This window comes from Neobacillus sp. S1115, assembly GCF_055385565.1.
The window spans coordinates 1,279,364-1,301,978 of sequence record NZ_AP038275.1 but is presented as its reverse complement, the minus strand read 5'-3'; the positions used below and the strand labels follow the sequence as shown (position 1 = coordinate 1,301,978).

The following is a 22,615-nucleotide window of genomic DNA, read 5'->3' as shown; positions in this document are numbered from 1 at the left end:
CATCTACGGAAAAAGGGCCAGATCCCGCACCTATAATGCGGGTTGACTGGCCCTTTTTTTTAAAACTCAACGTTTCAATTTTTCACCGTTTCTTTTAAAAATTATACAAGCTTATGAGAATACCATTTTTCCCCTTTGAATCTTCCAGTAAAAATCAATCCACGGACCGCCCATTCGATTACCATAGCGGCCCAAACACCGATAATACCAAATTCAAGGGTAATTCCCAAAATATACCCAAGGACAACACGGAGCAGCCACATCGACAGCAACGATGCCACTGATGTAAAGTTCGAATCTCCAGCTGCTCTTAGTGCGGATGGCATAATAAAACTAAGTGACCACAAAAATGGCTGGGCAATAGCAACGATTAAAGTCATCATAAAAATGGTTCCAACAATCTCTTCAGGTGGACTGAACATTTTGATTAATAGAGGATACAACGGCACAACGATTACTGCAGCAATCACAAAGAGAATCGAGGAAAAACCAATCAGCGATTTAGTAAATTTCCTCGCATCCGTGGTATTCCTTTGCCCGATACATTGCCCGACAACCGTTACACTTGCAATACTTAAGGCATTCGGACCTATTTGAAATAACAAAGCAAAGGAATTGCTGATCGCGTAGGCCGTCATTGCCATCGTCCCAAGTTGGACAATAAACGTTTGGGTTAACAGCTTTCCGCCATTGAAAAATAACTGTTCCGCCGCAAAAGGCAGACCTATTAACATTACTTTTTTAAGGATGGATACATCTATTTTCAAAGCCTCTTTTATTCGGAAATGAATTGTCTCATTGTATTTAATGATATAAATCATGGAAGCTGCCATTCCGATTACTCTTGCTAAAATAATCGACATCACAAGACCTTCCACACCCATATGAAAAATGGTTATAAACAACACATTGAGGATGGTGTTCGTTACATTCATGATTAAGGATAATTTCAAGCACGGCTTTGTCTCCCCAACACCGCGCAATGAACCGGACACAGCTTGAAAGATGGCGATGAAGGGATAAGAAATACAGCTGCCAATTAGGTAGATTCTAGCATTATGAAATACATCCGCTTCCGCTCTACCAAACAGGATATTTAAGGTTGGTGTATGAAAAATGATAATAAGGGAACTGATCAATACAGAAAATAAGGTAACAGCGGTTATTGCCTGCGTTGCCGTTTTGGAGACCATCCCCATGTTCCCACTGCCTTTATATTGGGCAACAATTACGGTACCTCCTGTCGCCACGGCAATAAAAACATTAACTAGGAAAATATTCAATGAATCTACCATACTTACCGCACTGACTGCAGCAGCCCCTGCGGAGCTGATCATCGCGGTATTTAAAAAACTCATCAAGACAAGGAATGCCTGATCGACAAAAAGAGGAATAATGATAGCAATCATTTCCCTGTAATCAATCGATTCTCCGCTAAAATATTTATTTAACAATGGTTTTGCCTTACTTTTCATCATTCCAAAGGTATTATTCATTCTCAACACTTCTTTGTTAAGATTTAATTTGTTAAATGATAGTGATTATTATACCACTTTTATCAAACTATCAAATCAAATAAAAAGTGCCTTCATCTCAAAACAGAAGAGGCACATTCATTCTTTATTTCCATGTAACATGACACAGGTAATTCGATTAACATACTTTTAATTTTGAGAAACTTCGCTAACCTTTTGCGTTTGAGATAATTTTCTTATAAGCTTCTGTTAGGACGATGGCATCCATGCTATACGCGACGGAATCAAATCCCATTGCAAAGTTTTTCTTAATATCTGGTTCAGATCCGGCAAAAATAAAGGCAAATTTATCGGCCTTTTTGCAGGCATTAAGCACTTTTTGCATTGCCGCTTTTACCTCTTTATCTTCGAATTGTCCAGGTTTGCCCAACGCCGTTGACAAATCAAATGGACCCACAAAGATGCCGTCTACTCCATTAAGGGCGGCAATTTCATCAATATTTTCCAAACAGCCATGTGTTTCACATTGCGGAATAAGTAACGTTTCATTGTTGCTGACCTCGAAATAATGCTCCAAGCCCTGTGAAGCATAGTCTGTATACCAATATGAGCTTCCGCTGGTAGGAGCAATACCACGTTCACCGACCGGAAAATATTTTCCGGATTTTATGATGTCTTTTACGTCTTCAACCGTTTGTACGTTGGGAATGATTAAGCCCATTGCTCCCACATCCAGCATCTTTAGGATAGAGTTTCGTTGTCCATCCTTTATTCGGACAAGCGGAGTAATTCCGGCCAATTTAGCTGCACGTATGTACGTTTGCGCACTTTCCACATCAAATGGTCCGTGTTCTGCATCGACAATCACATAATCAAGACCTGCATATCCTAAACACTCAACAGCAGTAGCACTGCCTATTGCGTGAAAAGTGCCCAAAGTTTTTTCACCTCTGAGCATCTTTTCTTTTATTTTGTTTTTCATATGATTTCCTCCCATCATTTTTAGATGATCTTTAAACTGCCAGAATTCTACTCCCAGCAGTTTTTTGAGGAACTATCCCTCGCCTTCTATGTTATACAATAAGCCTGATTAATTCATCTTTCATTTGGACATTCACGTCCTTGGTTGGAATCACATCTAAGTATTGGCCGGAATTGGTAATGACTACAGGAGTATTAACATCGTAGCCTGCTGCTTTAATTCTTTCAATGTCAAATTGAATCAGCAAGTCTCCCTTTTTAACGGTATCCCATTGTTTTACATGCGCAGTGAAAAATTGACCATGCAGATTAATGGTATCTACCCCAACATAAATCAAGATTTCGGCACCATTTTCTGATGTAATTCCAATGGCGTGATCGGTTGGAAACAGAGTGGTCACCATACCATCCACCGGGGAAACCACTTCACCCTTGGTTGGTTCAATCGCAATGCCTTTTCCTACCACTTCAGTTGAAAATAACGGATCTTCAATTTTGCTTAAGGGAATAATTTCTCCGCTTAACGGACTTAAAATGGTTTCCCTCTTTACATCTGCTAGTCCAAATTCTTTAATCGTTTTGGCTGATTCAGCTTTATTTTTTCCTTCATAGCCAATTACTAATGTAAGAACCAGTGCAAGTATTAACGCCGCTATAGTCCCAATTAAATAGAGTCCGATCGGTGTAAAGACAGGAATAGACAAGAAACTCGGGAGAGCAAAGGCAGTCCCTTTTACTCCAAATGCCCCATTAATAGCTCCACCAATTGCTCCGGCTATTGCCACAATCACCATCGTTCGTTTGTACCGTACAAGGATACCATATGTAATGATTTCAGTTGTACCAGCTAAGGCACTAGGAATAAGCCCAGATCCAGCCAGTGTTTTTAAGTCCCTATCCCTAGTTTTTAAGAGAACCCCAAGACCCATCCCAATTTGCGCAAATGGAGCTGCAGCTACCATCGGGCTAATCGGGTCACCGCCAGTGGCCAGATTAGCAATCATGATTGGCACAACTGCCCAGTGAAGACCTAATATGGTCAAGAATGACCAGGCAGCACCCAGCACTGCTCCTGTAAGAATACCGCTTTTTGCACTTAAAACTTTGATCACCAATGCTAAGCCCCCTCCTACATATGTACCAAAAGGACCAAAAACAAGTACGGTCAAGGGAACAATAATAGCTAATGAAATAAGAGGATTCAAAAACATTTGTAAGTCTTTATATATCACTTTTTTCAAAAACTTATCTAATACTGCATAAATGGAAGCAGCAATTAATATTGGAAAAACAGTTGAGGAATAGTTTGCTAATATAACCGGAATCCCTAAGAAATCTACGTTTTGAGCTTTTGATGCAACTAAATCCGTATAATGGGGTTCCAAAAGTGCAGCACCGATCGCACCGCCGACATAGCCATTAGCTCCAAGTTTTGTGGCTAATGTGATTCCAAGAAAAACTGGGAAGAAGTAAAAAATAGCATGCCCAGCTGCAGAAAGAATGGCAAAGGTTCCGCTTTTAGGAGATATCCACCCTAATGTCATTAGAATTGATAATAAAGCTGAAATGAGTCCGGATCCAGCAAGAACCCCTAGAATAGGTGCGAAACTCCCACTGATTACTCCTAATATTTTATTCATGACCGTTTCTTGTTTTTCTTCAGCAACATCTCTCGAAGTATTAATCGCATTCACGTTTATGATCTCCTTGGTTGAAATTTACGTTATTACGGACTTATCGTACAGCAACTTCATCTTATTGTTACTTTTTTCATTTAGAATCATCCTTAACATAGCCTATAAAAACTTGAAACCATTCGTAAAAAAACTATTACGAATGGTTTCTATAATAAATTCAATTTTGTTAGTGCTGCACCCGCTACTTGGTTCAACTAAGTTGACAAACTTTTTTTACCCACGTCAACTTAGTTGACAAACTTTATTATTAGTGTTATTATCAATCTAGTTGACATCAATTTGGATTGGAAGTGATCAATTGTTTAGTATTGGAGATATGGTCGTCTATTCCACACATGGCATTTGCAAAATTGATGATATTTGCGAAAAAACAGTATCGGGTAAAACAAGCCTGTATTATGTATTACATCCTACAGAGGGCAATCATCATTTAACAATAAGTGCTCCTGTTCACAATAGTAAAGTGATTATGCATGAACTTCCTGATAAAGGAGAAGCAAATGAAATAATAGAGTCTTTTAAATATCCGGGCGTAAAATGGAATGACAAACCTAACGTACGTCACCAGTTATATTCGAATATTGTTAATTCAGGTGATCGAAAAGAAATTGCTAAAGTGGTAAATACACTTATGAGGCAAAAAATTGAAGCGGAGTTACGCGGAAGAAAACTTTATGAACAAGACCGCAAACTTTTGGACACAATACAAAGTATCCTATTTAAAGAATTAGCTATTTCTCTTGATACGACTTCTGGAGAAATAAATGAAATGATCATTGATTTAATAACTGAAAACAACTAATTATTTTCAACGAAAGAGAAACCTCCTTTTGTATTAACAAGAGGAGGTTTCTCTTTAAACTAGCAATGATTATTATTCTATTCCCCAATCTAACTTTAATAGCTCCTTAAGGGCTTTCACTTGCTCTGCACCTATTTTTTCTGCAATTTTATTCTCAAACTGTTCTTTAAGAGCCGCGTTTTTTTCGTAGCATTCTTCACCTAAGGCAGTTAACTGGATGCACTTCTCTTTTCTGTTGTTTTCTGCATTGCTGATTTCCACTAGCCCTTTTGCAGCAAGGTTTTTCATAAATTTATGGATCGCCTGGCGGGAAATGTCTACGTTTTTTGTAACAAACGAGATGGTAGGTCTCTTTTTATAAATCCTGGCCATGATATACCACTCAGAATTTGAAATATATATATCACTTTGATCATTCCATGCTTTCTCCGAAATTCTTCTGACCAAAGTATGACGCTCGCTTAATAAATCTATAAGGTCTAAATTTTGTAATCCAGAGGCGGAACTCAAACGATTCACTCCAATCATCATCTTCGCCACTTACTATACAAAATTCCGTTATTATATGTCAACTTGCTTGACATATTTTGATTGCAACCTATTTTGCATTCGCATCCGGCTGATGAATTCCAAAAATATTCCCTTCGGTATCCAGATAGTATCCTTGCCAGGCCATCCCAGGCAGTGCATATTTAGGAATAGCAACCTTGCCGCCATGCTCAAGAATTGTAGCTTCGGTTACGTCGTAATTTTCCACTCCCATTGTACAAGCAAAAGCATTTAAAGCTTGGTTTGTTTCCGGCGGAGCACTTTGACGTTGCATTAAGGCACCATTAATTCCAGGTTCATCTTCATTCCCTGTCACTGCACCAAAGTAAGGCATTCCAGCATAGTCACTCCAATCTTGGAATGTCCATCCGAATACCTCTCCATAAAACTTCTTTGCCCGTTCCATGTCATTTACATGAATTTCGAAATGAATTAATCTTCCCATAATTACCTCCTGTAAATTTTTTAGCAAAATTTTCCATTCGATTTATTCGATCGTCTGCGTACAATTCCCCCTCTATTATCGAAAACTATTTGGAAAAATATTCAAACAACATTCGTTTATTTCATTTTAAGCTAGGAAAATTCGCAACCGAGTTTCTGGCGACAGTGTTTTTCTTAAAGTTTAGTTGAACTCAAGAAAGTAGTAATAAAATAATTACTATTTCTTTTTATTTATTGAACCAAATCCGAAATTAGTAATATAATTATTACTAATTTAAGGAGGATAGTATATGATTAAGGAAATAGCAAATGAATATATCGCCCTGATACCAAACCTTTTTGGGAGTTTTAGCGAATTAAACAAGGATTCTTCGGAATTATCACATATGCAGAATCACGTCATTGAATATATTTACATGCAAAATAGGGGTTTAAATCTTAAAGAAATTAGTCTAGGATTGAATATCGCCAAGCAGCACCTAACGAATATTGTCAAGGAACTGGAAGTTGGGGGCTATTTAATGAAAGTCCCGGACATTAAGGATAAACGCGCAGTTTTAGTTTCACTCACTCCAAAAGGAAAGGAAATAGAAGACAGTAAATGGACTAGGATTTATCAAAAATTCAGCGGAAATTTAGGCAGGTTAAATACGGAAGAGCAGTTAGACTTAAAATTTGCCCTTCACAAGGTTAATGTATTGTTAAAAAAAATGGAGGATTAGAGTAAAAGTTTTGCCTATCCAACTTTAAAGGAGTAATAATGATGGTCTTATCCCATAAAGTTAATTTAGAAAACGAAATGGAAACCCTTCTGATTACCTTATATGCAAAATCCTTAGATAGCCGTTCAAAAAATCCCATTCTTAATGATAAAAAGGCAGAAGAAATCATTCAGATGATTGACTACAACTTTGAAAAAATCAATAGTTTTGGGAACGAAATCATGGTCATTAGAGCAAAACAATTAGATACATGGATTCATGATTTTATACAAAATTATTCCGATGCAACGGTACTAAATCTTGGTTGCGGTCTGGATACAAGAATATCAAGAATAAATCCGCCATCAACTGTTCGTTGGTTCGATTTGGATTTCCCTGAGGTTATCGAAGTACGCAAGCACTTTTTTTCAGAACAGGCAGGATATACAATGATTTCGTCTTCAGTTACCGAAATCAACTGGTTAGAGCAAATCCCAAGCGACAAGCCTGTCATGATCATTGCTGAAGGAATGTTGGAATATTTGACAGAAGATGAAGTACAAATCCTTCTTAATCGGTTAACCAACTATTTCCCGCAAGGACAAATTGCTTTTGATATCATGAACTCATTTGCCGTCAATTCAGGAAAAGACCAGCTTAAAGAGACTACGGGAGCGGTACACAAATGGATTGTTGATGACATTCATAATGTCGATAGATTAAACTCCAAAATTAAAAGAATCGCCGACTTATCTATTTTTAAATCCAGGTTCATTCATAAACTCCCATTTAAAAATCGTTTGATTTTTACTGTAATGGCTCTTTTTCCAAACTTCAGGAATATGATGCGGCTATTGTTGTATAAGTTTTAACCCAATGCTACATCTAGAATCATCATCAACACGAAACCAACCATTAAACTCATGGAAGCCAAATCTTTATTGCCATTTTCTTGTGAACCTGGAATCACTTCTTCCGTCACTACGAAGATCATTGCTCCAGCCGCAAAACTCAATGCATAAGGTAATAGCGTTTCAATAAATGCGACAGCAAATGCACCAATGAGAGCAGCAATCGGCTCAACCATACCTGAAAATTGACCATATAAGAAGCTCTTTCTACGGGACATTCCTTCTCTTCTTAATGGCATGGAAACCGCAACGCCTTCAGGAAAGTTTTGAATACCGATTCCAAGGGCCAGCGTCAAAGCTCCGGCTAAGGACGCTTCCGTTCCTCCATTTGCAAGTGCACCGAATGCAATACCGACAGCCAGCCCCTCTGGGATATTATGTAATGTGATGGCGAGTACCATCAGTGTACTCCTTTTCCTCCCTTTTGGATGATATCCTTCCGCTTTGCCAATCGGCGCATTCGGATGAAGATGGGGTAAAATTTTATCGATGCCCCATAAAAAAACTCCGCCTATTAAAAACCCAAAAGCTGCCGGAAACCAAGTGCCGATTGAATTTCCTTCCGACATTTCGATGGCAGGAGCAAGTAACGACCAATAGCTGGCGGCAATCATGACACCGCCAGCAAACCCTAACATACTATCCATTAATCGCTGGTTGATTGTTTTCGTGGCAAAAACTAAGGCAGCCCCAATAGCAGTCATTCCCCAAGTAAATAGAGTAGCTATGAACGCTTGAGTTATAGGATTAAATTCTTGAAAAAACTCTACCATTATAATGAACCCCTTTATAGAACGAAATAGTATTATCGGAACTTCACCAATCATTATTCCTAGATTGATGAAATTTAGTTGATAATATCCGGAAAAATCAGAGCATTTTTAAACCGTGGCCATCCTCCAAAAAACAAATTGAGCATATAAATGTTTTTTACCGAGGTATGGTAAACTTAAAAAAGTGACGAAGTTTAAAATATTTAAGAGGTGGCAGCAGTGAAAACAGTCGTAGTGATTGGCGGCGGTATTACGGGACTTTCAGCCATGTATGAATTGCAAAAATGGAAGAAGACAAACGGATTAGACCTAAGGCTGGTACTGGCTGAAGCGTCCCAGCAGCTTGGCGGGAAAATCCGAACCGTCAAACAAAATGGATTATTGATGGAAGCGGGGGCGGATTCCATTGTCTCCCGGAAAATGGAGACAATGCCTCTATTCGAAGAGCTAGGTTTGGAAAAGGAAGTTGTTTACAATGCAACAGGCCGTTCCTTTATATACGTTGATGGAGAATTAAAGCCCATTCCGGATGATGCAGTTTTCGGTATTCCTGCAAGTATTGAATCACTGGCGAAGAGCACACTCGTTTCTGCCGAAGGAAAAGTGGCGGCACTGAAGGATTTTTATACAAAAAATGAAACGTTCACCAAGACTGACTCCATCGGTTCTTTTCTGGAGCATTTTCTTGGAAGGGAATTGGTTGAAAAACAAATTGCCCCTGTCCTATCCGGTGTCTATTCCGGAAAACTTAGTGACTTAACTATCGCCTCCACCCTTCCCTATTTAATTGATTATAAAGAAAAATACGGAAGTATCATCAAGGGCCTTGAAGCAAATAAGCAGAAATTTAAAGGTGGAGAAAGGAAGTTTCTTTCTTTTCAAAATGGCTTAGGCTCGCTTATAGATGCGTTTGAGGAAAAGCTCGATGAAGTGGAAATTTTACTAAATACAAATGTCACGAAAATAGAACAAGAAGGCAGTCATTACAAAGTGGTTCTAAACAATCAGGAAATCATCGAAGCGGATTACATTATCCTTAGTATTCCGCATACGGCTGCTGAATCCTTAATCAATGACCCTGATCTGTCACAAGATTTCGCTGGGTTGAAAAACAGTTCATTGATTAGTGTGTATGTTGGTTTTGACGTGCCTGACAGGGTCCTTCCTGCTAATGGAACAGGGTTTATCGCTGCGAATACAGATGAGTTGTCCTGCAACGCCTGTACTTGGACAAGCCGGAAATGGGAGCATACATCAAAGTCGGGAAACCTGCTTGTTAGATTGTTTTATAAAAGCAGCCATCCTGCATTCGGTGCATTAAAGGAAATGGATCAAGAAGAACTCCTAAAGGTTGCACTTGGTGATATTCACAAATCCCTTGGTATTACAGCAAATCCTGCTGCAAGTGTAATTACCAAATGGACCGAACAAATGCCGAATTATTTGATTACCCATCCGAAGAGTGTTGAAGCACTTGAAAGCAAAATGGCAGCCGCTTACCCGGGTGTTATCCTAGCCGGTTGTTCTTACTATGGCGTGGGAATCCCTGATTGCATTGAAAACGGTATAGATTCAGCAAAAAAGATTGTTCAGACGTTCTAACATTTAAAGGATAGCTGCTTTTATTCAGCTATCCTCTTTTTAAATTAAACATTATCAAACAGGTAATTCAACTATAAAAGCAGTCCCTTTATTTTCTTTACTTCTTACATCAATGTGACCACCATGCAGGTCGATAATTCTCTTAACAATTGATAAACCGAGCCCTGTCCCTTCAATGGTTCGAGTTCGTGCCTTGTCTGCCCGATAAAAGCGGTCAAAGATCCTTTCTAATTCCAAATTATTCATCCCTATTCCTGTATCCTCAAAAGTCACGTAAACGAATTTCCCTCTTTTTTCAATCGAAATATCAATAGTCCCATTTGGTCTATTATATTTCATAGCATTGGACAGAAGGTTATCCCAGACCGTATTCAGCATGGATGGGTCGCCGACAATCTCGATATCCGGCAGGGAATAGCTTAGCATGATCTCTTTTTCATTTATTGCCCATTGGTGATTTCGCACCAATTCCTTGATTTGCGCGCCAACATTAAATGGATTTTCCCTTAAAATATCCTCATTTCGATCTAGCGAGGCGAGGAGCAATAATTGCTTTGTTAAGGTGGAAAGCCTGCTAATTTCACCATTAATAATAGATAAAAATTGTTTTCTTTCTTCTTTACTTAACGATTGATTTTCTAATAGGTTCGTATATCCTTTAATATTGGAAAGCGGCGACTGGATATCATGAGAAATATTCGAGATAAATTCCTTTCTCATGTCTTCCATTTGTGCTAACTTTCTCGCCATCCGCGAAAAACTTTCGGAAAGTTCCCCTAACTCATCATGGCGGGTACTATCCAATTCCACATTAAAATCGCCGTTTGCCAGTGATTTTGTGGCTTTTGTCAGGTTAGAAATTGGCTTCACTAAATATTTTGTATTAATTAGGACCATCACAATGGTTAAAGTAATTGCCAGTACAAGGATCCAACCAAATAAAATGTGCATCTCGTTGAAAAGGAACTTGATATCCGGCCTAATAAAAAGAGCATAGTTTTTTCCTTTATGTTGCAATGGAACACCGATCGTATTCTTTAGCTCATCAGCAAAAAAGCCCGTAACAAATGTTTCCTGAGGAAAATGAAGCATCCCGTGAAAAATATCGCCACTTAATACATCCTGTTGAGTGGAAACTGGAAGACTTTTATCCCGAAACGGGTCTCCCAAAAAGATTCGGTTTCCATCCTTATCGACAAGGCATATTTGATAACCGACTTTAGTGATGCTTTTTAGATACTCCGTCAGGCTTACCTCAGGATGCGCCTCCGCAAAGGAAGCAATATCTAGTGCCACCTTTGTGTTTTTATCGTCATTATAAGGCTTCAATTTCTGCTGGTAATAGATATTGGAGACGAGGAAAGCTAAGATAAAGCTTATCAGCATCATTCCAATCGTAATCACGATAAATTTCACATAAAGTGTTTTCATTAATGGTGGACCTCCAATAGATATCCAACACCGCGGATTGTTTTTATTTGAAAGTCATGCGTCAACTTAGAAAACCGTTCTCGTAATCTTTTTATATGAACATCAACGGTCCGCGCATCCCCTTCATAATCCAAGCCCCAGATTTGTTCAATCAGGTGTTCTCTTGAAAACACTTGCTTAGGATTAGCTGCAAGATAATATAAAAGTTCAAATTCCTTTAAAGGCAAGAGTAATGTTCGGTTCCCAATCTGAACTTCATAGCTCTTTTTGTTGATTGTTGTACTGCCAATTCTTAGGATCGATTCATCTATTTGATGATTATATCGCCTTAACAACGCTTTAATGCGGTATGTTAACTCCCTAGGTTCAAAGGGCTTAACGAGATAATCATCGGTTCCTGCTTTAAATCCCTGCTCCTTATCTTCGATTTGATTTTTTGCCGTCAAAAGAATAACTGGAATATCGTAATCTTTACGAATCTCTTTTGTTAAATCATAGCCATCCATAAACGGCATCATCACATCCACTACTGCTATATCACAAGCATCCTTTTTCAGCATCTCCAATGCTTCCATTCCGTTCTTCGCCTGGAATACCGTATAGTCTTGTTCAGTTAAGTGAATATTTAATAGCTTTAATATATTGATATCATCGTCAACAATTAAAATATTTGGCATTCATGGTTCTCCTATTTTTTCTATCTGTAAAAATTAAACTGCACTTGGTAAAATCTGTCCATCACTCATTTTAATAATAGTGTCAGCAAATGACAGCATTTCTTCATCATGAGTCACCATTAAGGTCGTTATGTTAAGCGTTTTTGTTAAATTGCTGATTAACGTCATCACATCTTTAGACCTTTTTGAATCTAAACTGGCAGTGGGTTCATCTGCAAAGAGGACTTTTGGTTTATGGATTATGGCGCGGGCAATGGCAACCCGCTGTCTTTCACCACCGGATAAAGAAGCCGGGTAAGCATTTTTCCGATGATCCATTCCAACTAATTTTAGGATTTTAACAATTTCCTTTTTTTGCTCATGTTTCTTTAGTTTAGATTCCGATACATCCAACATTAGCATTAACTGCTCTTCTACGGTCAGAAAAGGTACCAGATGGGCAAATTGAAAGACGAACCCGAAATGATTAGCTCGGATTTGTCGCACCTGCTCTGAATTCATCGAAGTTATATTTTGCCCCTCAAATATTACTTGCCCGTCTGAAGCCGGCTGGAGTCCTGCCGCTATCGTAAGCAGTGTGCTTTTCCCGGAACCTGAAGCACCCACTAAGGCGGTTATCTCACCTTCTATTAAAGAAAGGCTAATTCCCTTCAGGATTTCCTCGTTAATTTCACCGATTGAAAAAGTTTTCCGTACTTCATCAATTGTAAATATAGTCATATTATATCTCTCCTTGTTGAATCGCCTGCAATGGCTCGACTTTTTTTATTTGTATACCCGACAGTGTAGCCCCAATAAAGCCAATCAATAGGAAAATGATGGACAATTGTACTGTTGTTTCAAGGGTTAGATGAAAAGGCAATCCTTTAGGTGCCGCCATATTAAAGATTTGGCTTAGGACAACAGATAAACTAAGCGAAATGGCTGTTATAAAAACCATTTGAGTCCACATCATTTTAAACAACGCACTCGTTTTGACACCAATGGCTTTAAGAATACCGTACAATCCCATTTTTTGAACGTTCATCATGTAGAAAAAGATGGCAAACAACATTCCGCTAATGACTACCAAAAAACAGATGATCATATTGAGGGACATCTGTTCAGCTTTATAACTCGAAATCGTGCTCAGAAACTGATTGTTCGAAAAAGCTTGTAAGCCTGCGAATTGTGCCCCATCCCCTCCAGGTATAAAGATCAATTGCATATCGTTAACCCGGTACATTTCCTTGAAGTCCTCCATATTAATAAAGGCAACTGGTGCATGGCTGAATTTTTGGTTGTCCACAAAGCCTTTAACAACAAACTTGCCATTATACTGATTGTTTGTAAAAGTTTCACCTATTTTAATACCATCTTCTTTCATCGACTTGTCCAGGATGATTTCTCCCTTTTTCACATTTTTAAACAGCCTTGAATCAGTCGAAGTAACAAAGGCGGCGCTTCGCTGCTTCCCATCACTGTCAATCAAAAATCCCATTTGAATGGAAATGGCTGCAGCGTTTTTTTGCTGATTTAAAACTTTTTCTTGGATACTGTGATTTATTCTTGAAAGGTTATAGTTTTTATCTGCATCTTTGGTCATATAAAATGTTCCATCGGGCAGATTTTTAATTAATGCTGCATTATCTTGTGATAATCCATTGGCCAAACCAGATATAATAAACGTGAGTAAACTGACGAGAAAAACGATTGACCCTAATATCAAAAACCGTGCTTTATTTTTCTTCATTTCTTTCCAAGCAATGTTCATGTTCATACCTCCATTTCCTTAATGACATTCTTAGTTTATAATCGCTGTGTGAACTGACGATGAACAGGAGGTTACATAAAAAAAAGAAACAATTTCTAATCGCTAGTTTAGAAACTGTTTCTTTTCTTTAGATTGCCATTCCTTTATAGTAACCCGACCATTTTCAGGCCGTGGAAAATTCCATTTTCATCAACGGATTTGGTTACATATTTTGCGGCTTTTTTCACCTTTTCTTCAGCATTCCCCATTGCCACACTATTCTCTACGGTTGTGAGCATTTCCAAGTCATTCAGTGCATCGCCAAAGGCATATTGCCGTTCCGGAGGAATTCCTAGTTTTTCAGCGATCCTTTCAATTCCTTTTGCTTTTGACCCTCCCTTTGGAAGAACATCAACAGCGAGGGGGTGCCATCTTATAAAATCAAAGTCATGGAAATCCCGTTCGTATTGTTTTTCTTCACCTTCCGTACAAAACAGGAGCGTTTGAAACAAATCTCGCCCTTTGTAATAGTGCGGGTCGTGCGTAGGAGTTCGATCGATTTTTAATGTTCCAATGCTTTCATTAATGTAGGCATGGTCCGGCACATTGGCTTTCATATCCTCATGGTCCATGAAGACAACGGGATGATTATTTATAAGCGCCGTTTCCGTTAGTTTTTCCAATGAAGTCGTATTCAGTGGATTGGTATATAAAACTTCCCCGTTTAACACAACATATTGTCCGTTGTAGCTTACAAATGTATTGATATCCAATTCTTCTCGCAAATCTTCAAACATAAAAGGAGCCCGTCCGGTAGCAATTGCGACAATATGTCCCAGTTCCTTTAATTCAAGAACGGCCTCTTTGGTTGCTGCAGGAAGCTCTTTTTTTGAGTCAAGCAGCGTTCCGTCTATATCGAAAAAAATCACGCTTTGTTTCACTTTTGTTCCCACTTTCAAAGTATAATTATTTTGTAACATTCCCAAATTTTCATTTTAGCAATCCTTCATTCCTGATCATTTATTAGTCTAATTTATGAAACGGGTTTCATGTCAATCAAAGAAAAAGGACCTTAAAGGGCCCTATTAAAGTGTATTCGATTCTAGTCGAAAACCTTCAACAATTACTTCTTCATCTACCTCCAGCAATAGGCAGCGTTTTCCTTCGTATGTTATGTATTTTACGTTTTTCAAGTCTTTCGGATTAATCGTTACATCGGCAATCTTGGTGCTTATTTTTATCGATTTCGGGACTAAACTGCTTGCCTTGAACTCATGCTTTTCATCAGCAACGACACTTTTGAAGGCATGCTCCACTTTGGCTGTATCGATATTTTCGACACCGCTGACTGTTAAGATCCGTTCGATGTCCCGATAGTCCAATGTAGGGATTTCACTTTCCTCGTTTTCTATATTCTCTTGTACTACCCTATCGATTTCCTCGTAAACATTTGAAATAACCGCGGAATCTACTTCGTCCCCTATTACCTCTTTTAAGACCTGATCAAAACTGTCCTTATCTTCCTGAGCCGTAATGATGTCTTCACAATTGAGAACCTCTTCAATAAATGTGAAATCAGGTTGATTTGCTTTCCCAGCACAGTAAAGAATATGGTTCACATCTGCTGCATTGTCATTAAAAGCAGGGAACAGAAAACCTGATAATGGGGAGTCTAAATTAATAATAGGATCCACAAAGTTATAGGATTTGAATTCTTTCTCGATATAATCAAACATTAATGCCTTTTTCGGTTGATCGGTTTTATTGAGGCTGCAAAGGATAATTCCGCTGGAATAAATCTCATCATCCCCGCCTTCTTCGGACTCCTGGTTCCGCTTCTTCGTCTGTTTTCGGTATTCCGCCCGAATAAATGTTACAACTGTATCAAATTCATAGGCCCCACGCGCAAACATTTTTGTGACAATTTCCAGCATGTATTCTTGCCAGTCTTCCGAGTCCGCCTGCAATCCTTCGTAGAGGAATGATTGTGTACTGTCTTCCACATCACGCGTGAACTTCAGCTCAAACAATTTGGCATCAAGTTGGCCAGTCAAAACTTTTTTAAAGTTTTTCAAAAACAATTCCTGCGTTTCCTGTTCTAGCATTTGAAATGGCTGGCTGACTTGGTGATAAATCTCACCTGATTCTTTTTGAACGTAAACATTGAAGATTTCACGAATGTTCATTCGATAATTGTCCAATTTAAATTCCTTGCGGATATTAGCGATGTCTTTTTTATTCATTTGTCTCATCTCCCATCCCTGATTATACTGTCTAAAAAAATATTCGGAAACCTCTAAGCTAGCTATGCTTGTACAATTTGGTTTGATTCGTATACGTGGATTCCTGAAGTGCCTTTTTGCGCAATACGAAGCATTGCACCTGCTACTGTTTCCGCATGAACAGGCTTGTACTTTTTCAGTGTTCCTAAGAAGAGCGGTGACAGTATACTAGAAAAGACTGCCGAAATGCGTTCTCCGAATCGAAATTCCTCCCGGTTACCAAGTAAAAGCGATGGCCGGAAAATGTGTAATGCGGAAAGACCAAGTTCACGCAATTCCTTCTCAACCTCTCCCTTCACGCGAATGTAAAATGTCCGGGATGCGGGATTTGCTCCCATTGATGTTATTAGGAGGAACTGCTTTGCCCCCTGGGCTTTTGCCATTCGGCCAAGTGCTAGCGGATATTCATAGTCTACCAAGCGGAAAGCCTTTTGGCTGCCTGCTTTTTTAATCGTCGTTCCAAGAGTGCAAAACACATCCGCTCCCGTCAAATCTACATCGGATTGCTCCAATCGGTTGAAATCGACGATCTTCTCCTGCAGCTTTGGATGGGCAATCCCTGTTGGCCGCCGGACAATAAGCGTTACAGCTGTGTATTCCGGATTGTTTAGTAAAAGCTTTACGAGCTCCTTTCCTACCAAGCCGGTCGCCCCAGCAACAACTGCTTTTCGATTCATCTTATTATTCCTCCCAATTTCCCGTTAAAAATCCTTTAAACAAGCTTTTTGTCAATATCTGATGTGTCGACGTGATCGCCAAACCAATCTTTAAGTTTTTCTTTTGCTTTATTTTTTATGTCCTCATCAATGTACATAGCAACTTGCAATAGCGCGACTCCTAACGCTCCTAAGTCATCCGTGTACCCGACACCGACCGCAACATCAGGAATTAAATCAAATGGCAGGATGAAATATCCCAAAGCGCCGATAATGATGGCTTTTGCTTTAGCCGGTACTTCCGGTTTTTGAAGTGTATAATATAAGAGCAAAACTGCATATACAACGGATGAACCCGCTTTTTTGGCAAATTTCTTTAATTTATCCCAGAACTTATCGTCGGAATAATTCTCACCAGAGGCTTCCATTTGCTTTTTGATATCTTCTTCGTTATTAGCCACTTTCCACAATCCTTTCATTTGTTCATATCATTATTTTACCTCAATTTATTATCATTAAGTAAAAAAGGAACCTCGTCCAATCGAACGAAAGGTTCCTTTCTAAATGTATTTAACATCTATTTATTTTAATAAACATCGCGCAGATAACGTCCTTGCTTCTGCAGCTCCTTCAGATATGCCTCAGCTGCCTCACGGTCAAACGAGCCTTCTTTTTCTATCACAGAAATTAGCGCATCATTAACATCCTTCGCCATATGTTCCTTATCTCCACAAACGAAGAAGTAAGCGCCCTTTTCCAGCCATTCAAATAATTCTTTGCCATGTTCAAGCATTTTATGCTGTACATAAACTTTTTGATCTGAATCGCGGGAGAAGGCAGTATCTAGCTTTGTCAGAACCCCATCTTTTTGATAGGTTTCCAACTCTGCTTGGTATAGGAAATCTGATGCTGCATGCTGGTCCCCAAAGAACAGCCATGTGCGGCCAGCTGCTTTATTAACGGCACGTTCCTGGATAAAAGAACGGAATGGTGCAATGCCTGTCCCTGGACCAACCATAATAATATCTGTATCACCCGACTCCGGCAAATGGAAATGCTTATTTGCCTGAACAAATACTGGCAAGGTATCTCCCTCTTGAACACGTTCTGCACATAAAACAGAGCAAACCCCTTTTCGCTCACGTCCATGTGAAGTGTAGCGAACAGCTCCAATAGTTAGATGAACTTCATCCGGATTAGCAGCAATACTGCTTGCAATAGAATAGAGGCGCGGTGTCATTTTTCTTAATAAAGAAACGATCTCCTGTGCAGATGCCTTCCATGGGCCAAAATCACGTAGCATATCGAGCAGGTCTCGCCCATAGCAATATTCCTTTAACTGAGCTGCATTTTCAACCAAAATAAGTTTTTGCAAATCTTCGTTTTCAGTGAATGTTGCTGCCTGTTGTAAAATTTTCTTCGATAGCAGTGTAATTTCAAAATAGCTTGTCAGCGCTTCCTTAAGGGACAGTGTTTCACCCTGCTTGCCAACCGTTACTTCCGTCTCTTCATCCCAGGCCATTTCCTCAAGAAGGGCTGCCACAAGTTCCGGGTCATTTGCAGGGACAACGCCAAGTGCATCACCTGGATTGTAAGAAAGGCCTGAGCCTTTTAATGATAACTCAATATGCCTTGTTTCTTTACTAGAGCCTGACCCATTTAAATTAATATTTTTTAGAACCTTCGCCTGAAAAGGATTGGTCCTTGAAAATGGCTGGATGTCACTTTTGGTATTTTTAGTATTTTCTAAAGTAAGTTGCATTTCCCATTACCTCCAAAAGTAATATATATCTAAGATAACATATCACTATCATATCAGATGTGTCGTTTCACACACACTGGTAAATAATTTTAAAATTATTGAAAAAATTCTTTTCTTTGGTAGGACTTAATGATGCAAAGAAGGAGATAGTCAATAAATGGCTATCTCCTATTAATGTTAATTATTATCCCTAAACATACGTAAGTTTAACTTTTAATATGTTCCAACAAGTATCTTCCCGTGATCGACTGCTCCGAATTGATGATTTTTGATGGTGTACCCTCGACAACAACCTGGCCGCCCTTACTGCCTCCGTCCGGTCCCATATCAATGATCCAATCCGCTTGGCTGATCACGTCGAGGTTGTGCTCGATGACAATCACCGTATTACCGGTATCCACGAGGCGGTTCATGATTCCTAAAAGGTGACCGATATCTGACATATGCAGGCCGGTCGTCGGCTCGTCCATCACGTAAATGCTTCCCTTTTTATGCAGCTCGCTTGCAAGCTTGATCCGCTGACATTCCCCGCCAGAGATCGTGCTAAGCGGCTGACCGAGTGTTAGATAGTTCAACCCCACATCACTCATCGCCTGAAGCTTTTTCACAACCTCTTTTAGCTGAAAAAAATCCAACGCCTGCTCCACGGTCAGCTCCAACACATCTGCAATTGATTTGCCGTTCAGCTTGTACTCGAGCACCTCTTCCTTAAACCGTCTACCTTCGCATACTTCACATGGCAGCTTTACACTGTCGAAGTATGAAAGGTCCTTATACACAACACCCAGCCCTTGACAGTTCTCGCAAGCCCCCTTGGAATTGAAGCTGAACAATCCTTGGTTGACTTTGTTCACAGAAGCAAACGCCTTGCGCACATCATCCATAATGCCTGTGTAGGTCGCGGGATTCGAGCGTGTTGACACTCCTATCGCCGATTGGTCGATGACGATTGCATCCGAATGCTGGCTGAGGAATACGTCGTTAATTAGTGTACTCTTGCCTGAGCCGGCGACACCCGTTACGACTGTTAGCACTCCGGTTGGAATATCTACACTCACGTTCCTTAGATTGTGCAGTGTGGCATCCTTGATAGACAGCTTGCCTGATGGCTGCCGTGAGGTCTGCTTTAGCTGGAGCGGCCGCTTCATATGAGTGCCTGTCAGTGTGCCTGACTCCAGCAGGCCTGGGAAGCTTCCCTCATACACGATGGTACCGCCGCGTGTGCCGGCGTGAGGCCCGACGTCGACGATATGATCTCCCACTTTGATTACATCGGGATCATGCTCAACAACAAGAACGGTATTGCCCTTGTCGCGAAGCTTTTGAAGTAACCCATTTAACCGGTGAACATCACGGGGGTGCAGGCCAACGCTGGGCTCATCGAAGATGTAAGTGACATCCACCAGACTGCCGCTAAGATGCTTCACCATCTTGACGCGCTGCGACTCTCCGCCGGACAATGTATCAGTCACACGGTCCAGCGTCAAATAATCTAGTCCGATATCCACCAGATGCTGCAGCCGCTCCGTCAGCGACTTGACGACCGGAGCGGCGCTCTCGTCATCAATCTCCCGAAGAATGCGGATTAGCTGACCCACCTCCTTAGCGGACATTTCCGCTATGTTGAGTCCATTGATCCGGCATCCCAGTGCAGCCTGACTGAGTCTCGCACCGTGGCAGCTTGGGCAAACTCCCTCGGAGATGTACGGAGCAACTGTTTGTTGTGTGCGCTCGGAATACGTCTTTAAATCCTTTTTGATGTACTTGTTGGTGAACTTCTCGAGGACGCCTTCCACTGTAATATTCACTGTCTTCCCGCCAAACTGCGTCGGCACTTTCCTCGCCTTGCTGTACAGAAGTTGTTTCAGCTCCTCCTCCGAATAACACTGGAGCTTCTTGTCGGGATCGAATGACCCCGACTGAAGGATCATGTTCCATTCCATGCTGTCAACCGAATAGCCCGGCAGCATGATGGCCCCTTCATTCAACGATTTTGACATGTCCAGTGCCTTACTCATGTCGACGGACATACTGCGACCAATACCGGTGCAAACTGGACACATACCTTGCGGATCGTTAAAGGAAAAACTCGACGCACTTCCGACATAAGGCTGACCCACACGGGAGAAGAGAAGACGGAGAAGAGGCGAGATATCGGTAATCGTGCCCATTGTAGAATGGGAACCTCCACCTAATCGTTTCTGGTCGACGACAACTGCCATGCTAAGATTTTCAATCGCGTCTGCATCCGGTTGCGGAAAACGCGGCAGAAAGGTCCGGACGAAAGTACTGAAGTTTTCGTTCAGCAAACGCTGGGATTCGGCGGCAACGGTATCGAAAACGATTGACGATTTGCCAGAACCGGATACTCCAGTAAATATAGTGATTTTGCGCTTGGGAATACGTAAAGATACATCTTTAAGGTTATTTTCGCGAGCGCCGCGGATTTCTATATATTCTTGGGTCATAAAATAACTTCCTTTACTCGTATTAAGCTCATTATCGATCCGAATCTGTTTATGCGTTTCATAACTTATTAATTGAACTTGTAAACTGAAAATCTAATGATATTTCTGCTATTAATTTTTTATTTTTGACAAATGGTATTTGTTTTATTCTCCTATCATCAAGTTTATAGGATTAAGCTTCAAAAGTATTGATCACACAAAAAGGGCGAACCCCCATTTTTCTTTTAAGGTTTCGCCTCTTATTCTCTTACTATTTTTGTTTATAGCACCTTGCTTAAGAAAGCCTTCGTTCTCTCATGCTGTGGGTTGCCGAATAACTGATTCGGTTCATTTTCTTCGACAATATACCCGCCATCCATGAAAATGACACGGTCTCCAACTTCTCGGGCAAATCCCATTTCATGCGTCACAACCACCATCGTCATACCTTCTTTGGCAAGCTGTTTCATAACTTCTAATACATCCCCTACCATTTCCGGGTCAAGTGCAGAAGTTGGTTCGTCAAAAAGCATGATTTTTGGATTCATGGCCAGCGCCCTTGCGATGGCAACCCGCTGTTTTTGTCCGCCGGACAGTTCTCCCGGATAGCTGCCTGCTTTTTCTTTAAGTCCCACCTTATCAAGTAACTCAAGAGCCTTTTTTTCAGCTTCCGCTTTATCTTTAGAAAGAATTTTAATCGGCCCTAACGTGATATTTTCTAAAACAGTTTTATGAGGGAACAGATTAAATTGCTGGAAGACCATTCCCACTTCCTGCCTGACTTTATTGATATTAATTTTCGGGTCAGTGATATTATGTCCGTTAATCACTACCTCGCCGCCCGAGATTTCCTCCAGGCGGTTTAAGCAGCGAAGGAATGTACTCTTTCCCGATCCAGAAGGACCGATTACACAGATAACTTCTTTCTCTTGAACCTCAGCATTAATATCTTTTAATACCTCTAGGTTCCCGAATGATTTTCTTAAGTTTTTTACAGTAATAATGCTCATCGCATCTCGATCCTCCTTTCTATAAAGTTAGCAAGTATGGTTAATAGATAAATAATGATAAAATAAATGACACCTACAGTCAGCCAAATTTTAAAGGCTTCAAAGGTTGCAGCAGCCTGTATTTGACCCTGTTGTGTTAAGTCAGCAATACCAATAACCGATAAAAGAGAAGTATCTTTTAAACTAATAATGGATTGGTTTGTAATAGTAGGGAGCATCCTTCTAAACGCCTGAGGCAGGATAATGAAACGCATCGTTTGTGCAGACGTAAAACCAATCGACCTAGCTGCCTCTGTTTGCCCCTTATCAATTGATTGAATACCCGCTCTGATAATCTCTGCAAAATATGCCCCAGCATTGATCGCTACAGTAATAATACCCGCTGTCGTATTGTTTAGGGAAACCAAATGCAGTGAATTTACTCCAAAATAAATAAAAAATAACTGCACGATAAATGGAGTTCCACGAATCGCATCGACATATACCTTCGCAATCCAATTCAAGATTTTAAACGGAGCAAGACGTAACAAGGCCATTAATAAACCAATTAAAAACCCTAGAATAATAGCAATAACAAATATATAAAGTGTGACTTCAAGTCCTTTTAATAATATTGGTAATGCTGCCGTAATTATATCCACTCTTTTTCATCCCCTTTCTAGAATAAAAAGCGCGCTGTGAGC

22 protein-coding genes are annotated in these 22,615 nt (G+C 40.1%); 4 read left to right on the top strand and 18 right to left on the bottom strand.

What is annotated here, in order from left to right; translation table 11 throughout:
• Nucleotides 1-101 precede the first annotated feature (101 nt).
• From ACZ5B7_RS06325 to ACZ5B7_RS06315, 3 genes are all read right to left on the bottom strand, one after another.
• Nucleotides 102-1,496, bottom strand: a complete 1,395-nt coding sequence (locus ACZ5B7_RS06325; RefSeq protein WP_464493126.1) for an MATE family efflux transporter — start codon at nt 1,494-1,496, stop codon at nt 102-104.
• A 187-nt stretch (nt 1,497-1,683) separates the two neighbouring features.
• Nucleotides 1,684-2,457: an HpcH/HpaI aldolase family protein gene (locus ACZ5B7_RS06320; RefSeq protein ID WP_464493125.1), complete on the bottom strand. Its 774-nt coding sequence runs from the start codon at nt 2,455-2,457 to the stop codon at nt 1,684-1,686.
• A 91-nt stretch (nt 2,458-2,548) separates the two neighbouring features.
• On the bottom strand, nt 2,549-4,150 hold the full coding sequence (locus ACZ5B7_RS06315; RefSeq protein ID WP_464493124.1) for a glucose PTS transporter subunit IIA: 1,602 nt from the start codon (nt 4,148-4,150) through the stop codon (nt 2,549-2,551).
• A 301-nt stretch (nt 4,151-4,451) separates the two neighbouring features.
• Between ACZ5B7_RS06315 and ACZ5B7_RS06310 the strand changes: the two genes are divergently transcribed.
• Complete coding sequence (locus ACZ5B7_RS06310) at nt 4,452-4,955, top strand: CarD family transcriptional regulator (RefSeq protein ID WP_464493123.1); 504 nt, start codon at nt 4,452-4,454, stop codon at nt 4,953-4,955.
• Between the two features lie 72 nt (nt 4,956-5,027).
• Here ACZ5B7_RS06310 and ACZ5B7_RS06305 read toward each other — a convergent pair whose 3' ends face one another.
• Together ACZ5B7_RS06305 and ACZ5B7_RS06300 are read right to left on the bottom strand one after the other, a co-directional pair.
• Nucleotides 5,028-5,483: a MarR family winged helix-turn-helix transcriptional regulator gene (locus ACZ5B7_RS06305; RefSeq protein WP_464494443.1), complete on the bottom strand. Its 456-nt coding sequence runs from the start codon at nt 5,481-5,483 to the stop codon at nt 5,028-5,030.
• Between the two features lie 70 nt (nt 5,484-5,553).
• The gene (locus ACZ5B7_RS06300; RefSeq protein ID WP_464493122.1) at nt 5,554-5,949 is read right to left on the bottom strand and encodes a VOC family protein; all 396 of its coding nucleotides are present in this window, start codon (nt 5,947-5,949) and stop codon (nt 5,554-5,556) included.
• Nucleotides 5,950-6,238: 289 nt separating this feature from the next.
• Here ACZ5B7_RS06300 and ACZ5B7_RS06295 point away from each other — a divergent pair, with 289 nt between their 5' ends.
• Both ACZ5B7_RS06295 and ACZ5B7_RS06290 read left to right on the top strand, forming a co-directional pair.
• The gene (locus ACZ5B7_RS06295; protein WP_464493121.1) at nt 6,239-6,670 is read left to right on the top strand and encodes a winged helix DNA-binding protein; all 432 of its coding nucleotides are present in this window, start codon (nt 6,239-6,241) and stop codon (nt 6,668-6,670) included.
• Nucleotides 6,671-6,708: 38 nt separating this feature from the next.
• Nucleotides 6,709-7,521 (top strand): class I SAM-dependent methyltransferase, encoded by an 813-nt coding sequence (locus ACZ5B7_RS06290; protein WP_464493120.1) that lies wholly within the window; start codon nt 6,709-6,711, stop codon nt 7,519-7,521.
• Here ACZ5B7_RS06290 and ACZ5B7_RS06285 read toward each other — a convergent pair.
• On the bottom strand, nt 7,518-8,333 hold the full coding sequence (locus ACZ5B7_RS06285) for a ZIP family metal transporter (protein ID WP_464493119.1): 816 nt from the start codon (nt 8,331-8,333) through the stop codon (nt 7,518-7,520). The two genes, ACZ5B7_RS06290 and ACZ5B7_RS06285, sit on opposite strands and share 4 nt — an antisense overlap.
• Nucleotides 8,334-8,552: 219 nt before the next feature.
• Between ACZ5B7_RS06285 and hemG the strand changes: the two genes are divergently transcribed.
• Complete coding sequence (gene hemG / locus ACZ5B7_RS06280) at nt 8,553-9,935, top strand: protoporphyrinogen oxidase (protein WP_464493118.1); 1,383 nt, start codon at nt 8,553-8,555, stop codon at nt 9,933-9,935.
• Between the two features lie 54 nt (nt 9,936-9,989).
• Here the strand turns inward: hemG and ACZ5B7_RS06275 are convergent, their stop codons facing one another.
• The 12 genes from ACZ5B7_RS06275 to ACZ5B7_RS06220 all read right to left on the bottom strand — a co-directional run bounded on the left by ACZ5B7_RS06275 (nt 9,990) and on the right by ACZ5B7_RS06220 (nt 22,573).
• Nucleotides 9,990-11,366 carry a sensor histidine kinase gene (locus ACZ5B7_RS06275; RefSeq protein ID WP_464493117.1) on the bottom strand — a complete coding sequence of 459 codons (1,377 nt, stop codon included), beginning with the start codon at nt 11,364-11,366 and terminating at the stop codon, nt 9,990-9,992.
• Nucleotides 11,366-12,043, bottom strand: a complete 678-nt coding sequence (locus ACZ5B7_RS06270) for a response regulator transcription factor (protein ID WP_464493116.1) — start codon at nt 12,041-12,043, stop codon at nt 11,366-11,368. Before ACZ5B7_RS06270 ends, ACZ5B7_RS06275 begins: the two co-directional genes overlap by 1 nt.
• A 33-nt stretch (nt 12,044-12,076) precedes the next feature.
• Nucleotides 12,077-12,763 (bottom strand): ABC transporter ATP-binding protein, encoded by a 687-nt coding sequence (locus ACZ5B7_RS06265; RefSeq protein ID WP_464493115.1) that lies wholly within the window; start codon nt 12,761-12,763, stop codon nt 12,077-12,079.
• Nucleotide 12,764: 1 nt separating this feature from the next.
• The gene (locus ACZ5B7_RS06260) at nt 12,765-13,796 is read right to left on the bottom strand and encodes an ABC transporter permease (protein ID WP_464493114.1); all 1,032 of its coding nucleotides are present in this window, start codon (nt 13,794-13,796) and stop codon (nt 12,765-12,767) included.
• Between the two features lie 143 nt (nt 13,797-13,939).
• Entirely contained in the window at nt 13,940-14,755 is an 816-nt protein-coding gene (locus ACZ5B7_RS06255) for a Cof-type HAD-IIB family hydrolase (RefSeq protein ID WP_464493113.1), read from the bottom strand.
• Between the two features lie 105 nt (nt 14,756-14,860).
• Nucleotides 14,861-16,018 (bottom strand): DUF4317 domain-containing protein, encoded by a 1,158-nt coding sequence (locus tag ACZ5B7_RS06250; protein ID WP_464493112.1) that lies wholly within the window; start codon nt 16,016-16,018, stop codon nt 14,861-14,863.
• Between the two features lie 62 nt (nt 16,019-16,080).
• Complete coding sequence (locus ACZ5B7_RS06245; protein WP_464493111.1) at nt 16,081-16,734, bottom strand: oxidoreductase; 654 nt, start codon at nt 16,732-16,734, stop codon at nt 16,081-16,083.
• Nucleotides 16,735-16,769: 35 nt separating this feature from the next.
• Nucleotides 16,770-17,141 (bottom strand): YkvA family protein, encoded by a 372-nt coding sequence (locus tag ACZ5B7_RS06240; protein WP_464494442.1) that lies wholly within the window; start codon nt 17,139-17,141, stop codon nt 16,770-16,772.
• 158 nt (nt 17,142-17,299) lie between these two features.
• Nucleotides 17,300-18,475, bottom strand: coding sequence for a sulfite reductase subunit alpha (locus tag ACZ5B7_RS06235; protein WP_464493110.1), 1,176 nt, complete (start codon nt 18,473-18,475; stop codon nt 17,300-17,302).
• Nucleotides 18,476-18,681: 206 nt separating this feature from the next.
• A complete protein-coding gene (locus ACZ5B7_RS06230) occupies nt 18,682-20,943 on the bottom strand; it encodes an ATP-binding cassette domain-containing protein (protein ID WP_464493109.1) in 2,262 nt (753 codons plus the stop codon).
• 260 nt (nt 20,944-21,203) lie between these two features.
• The gene (locus ACZ5B7_RS06225) at nt 21,204-21,932 is read right to left on the bottom strand and encodes an amino acid ABC transporter ATP-binding protein (protein ID WP_277398292.1); all 729 of its coding nucleotides are present in this window, start codon (nt 21,930-21,932) and stop codon (nt 21,204-21,206) included.
• A complete protein-coding gene (locus ACZ5B7_RS06220) occupies nt 21,929-22,573 on the bottom strand; it encodes an amino acid ABC transporter permease (RefSeq protein ID WP_378587056.1) in 645 nt (214 codons plus the stop codon). Before ACZ5B7_RS06220 ends, ACZ5B7_RS06225 begins: the two co-directional genes overlap by 4 nt.
• Between the last annotated feature and the right edge of the window lie 42 nt (nt 22,574-22,615).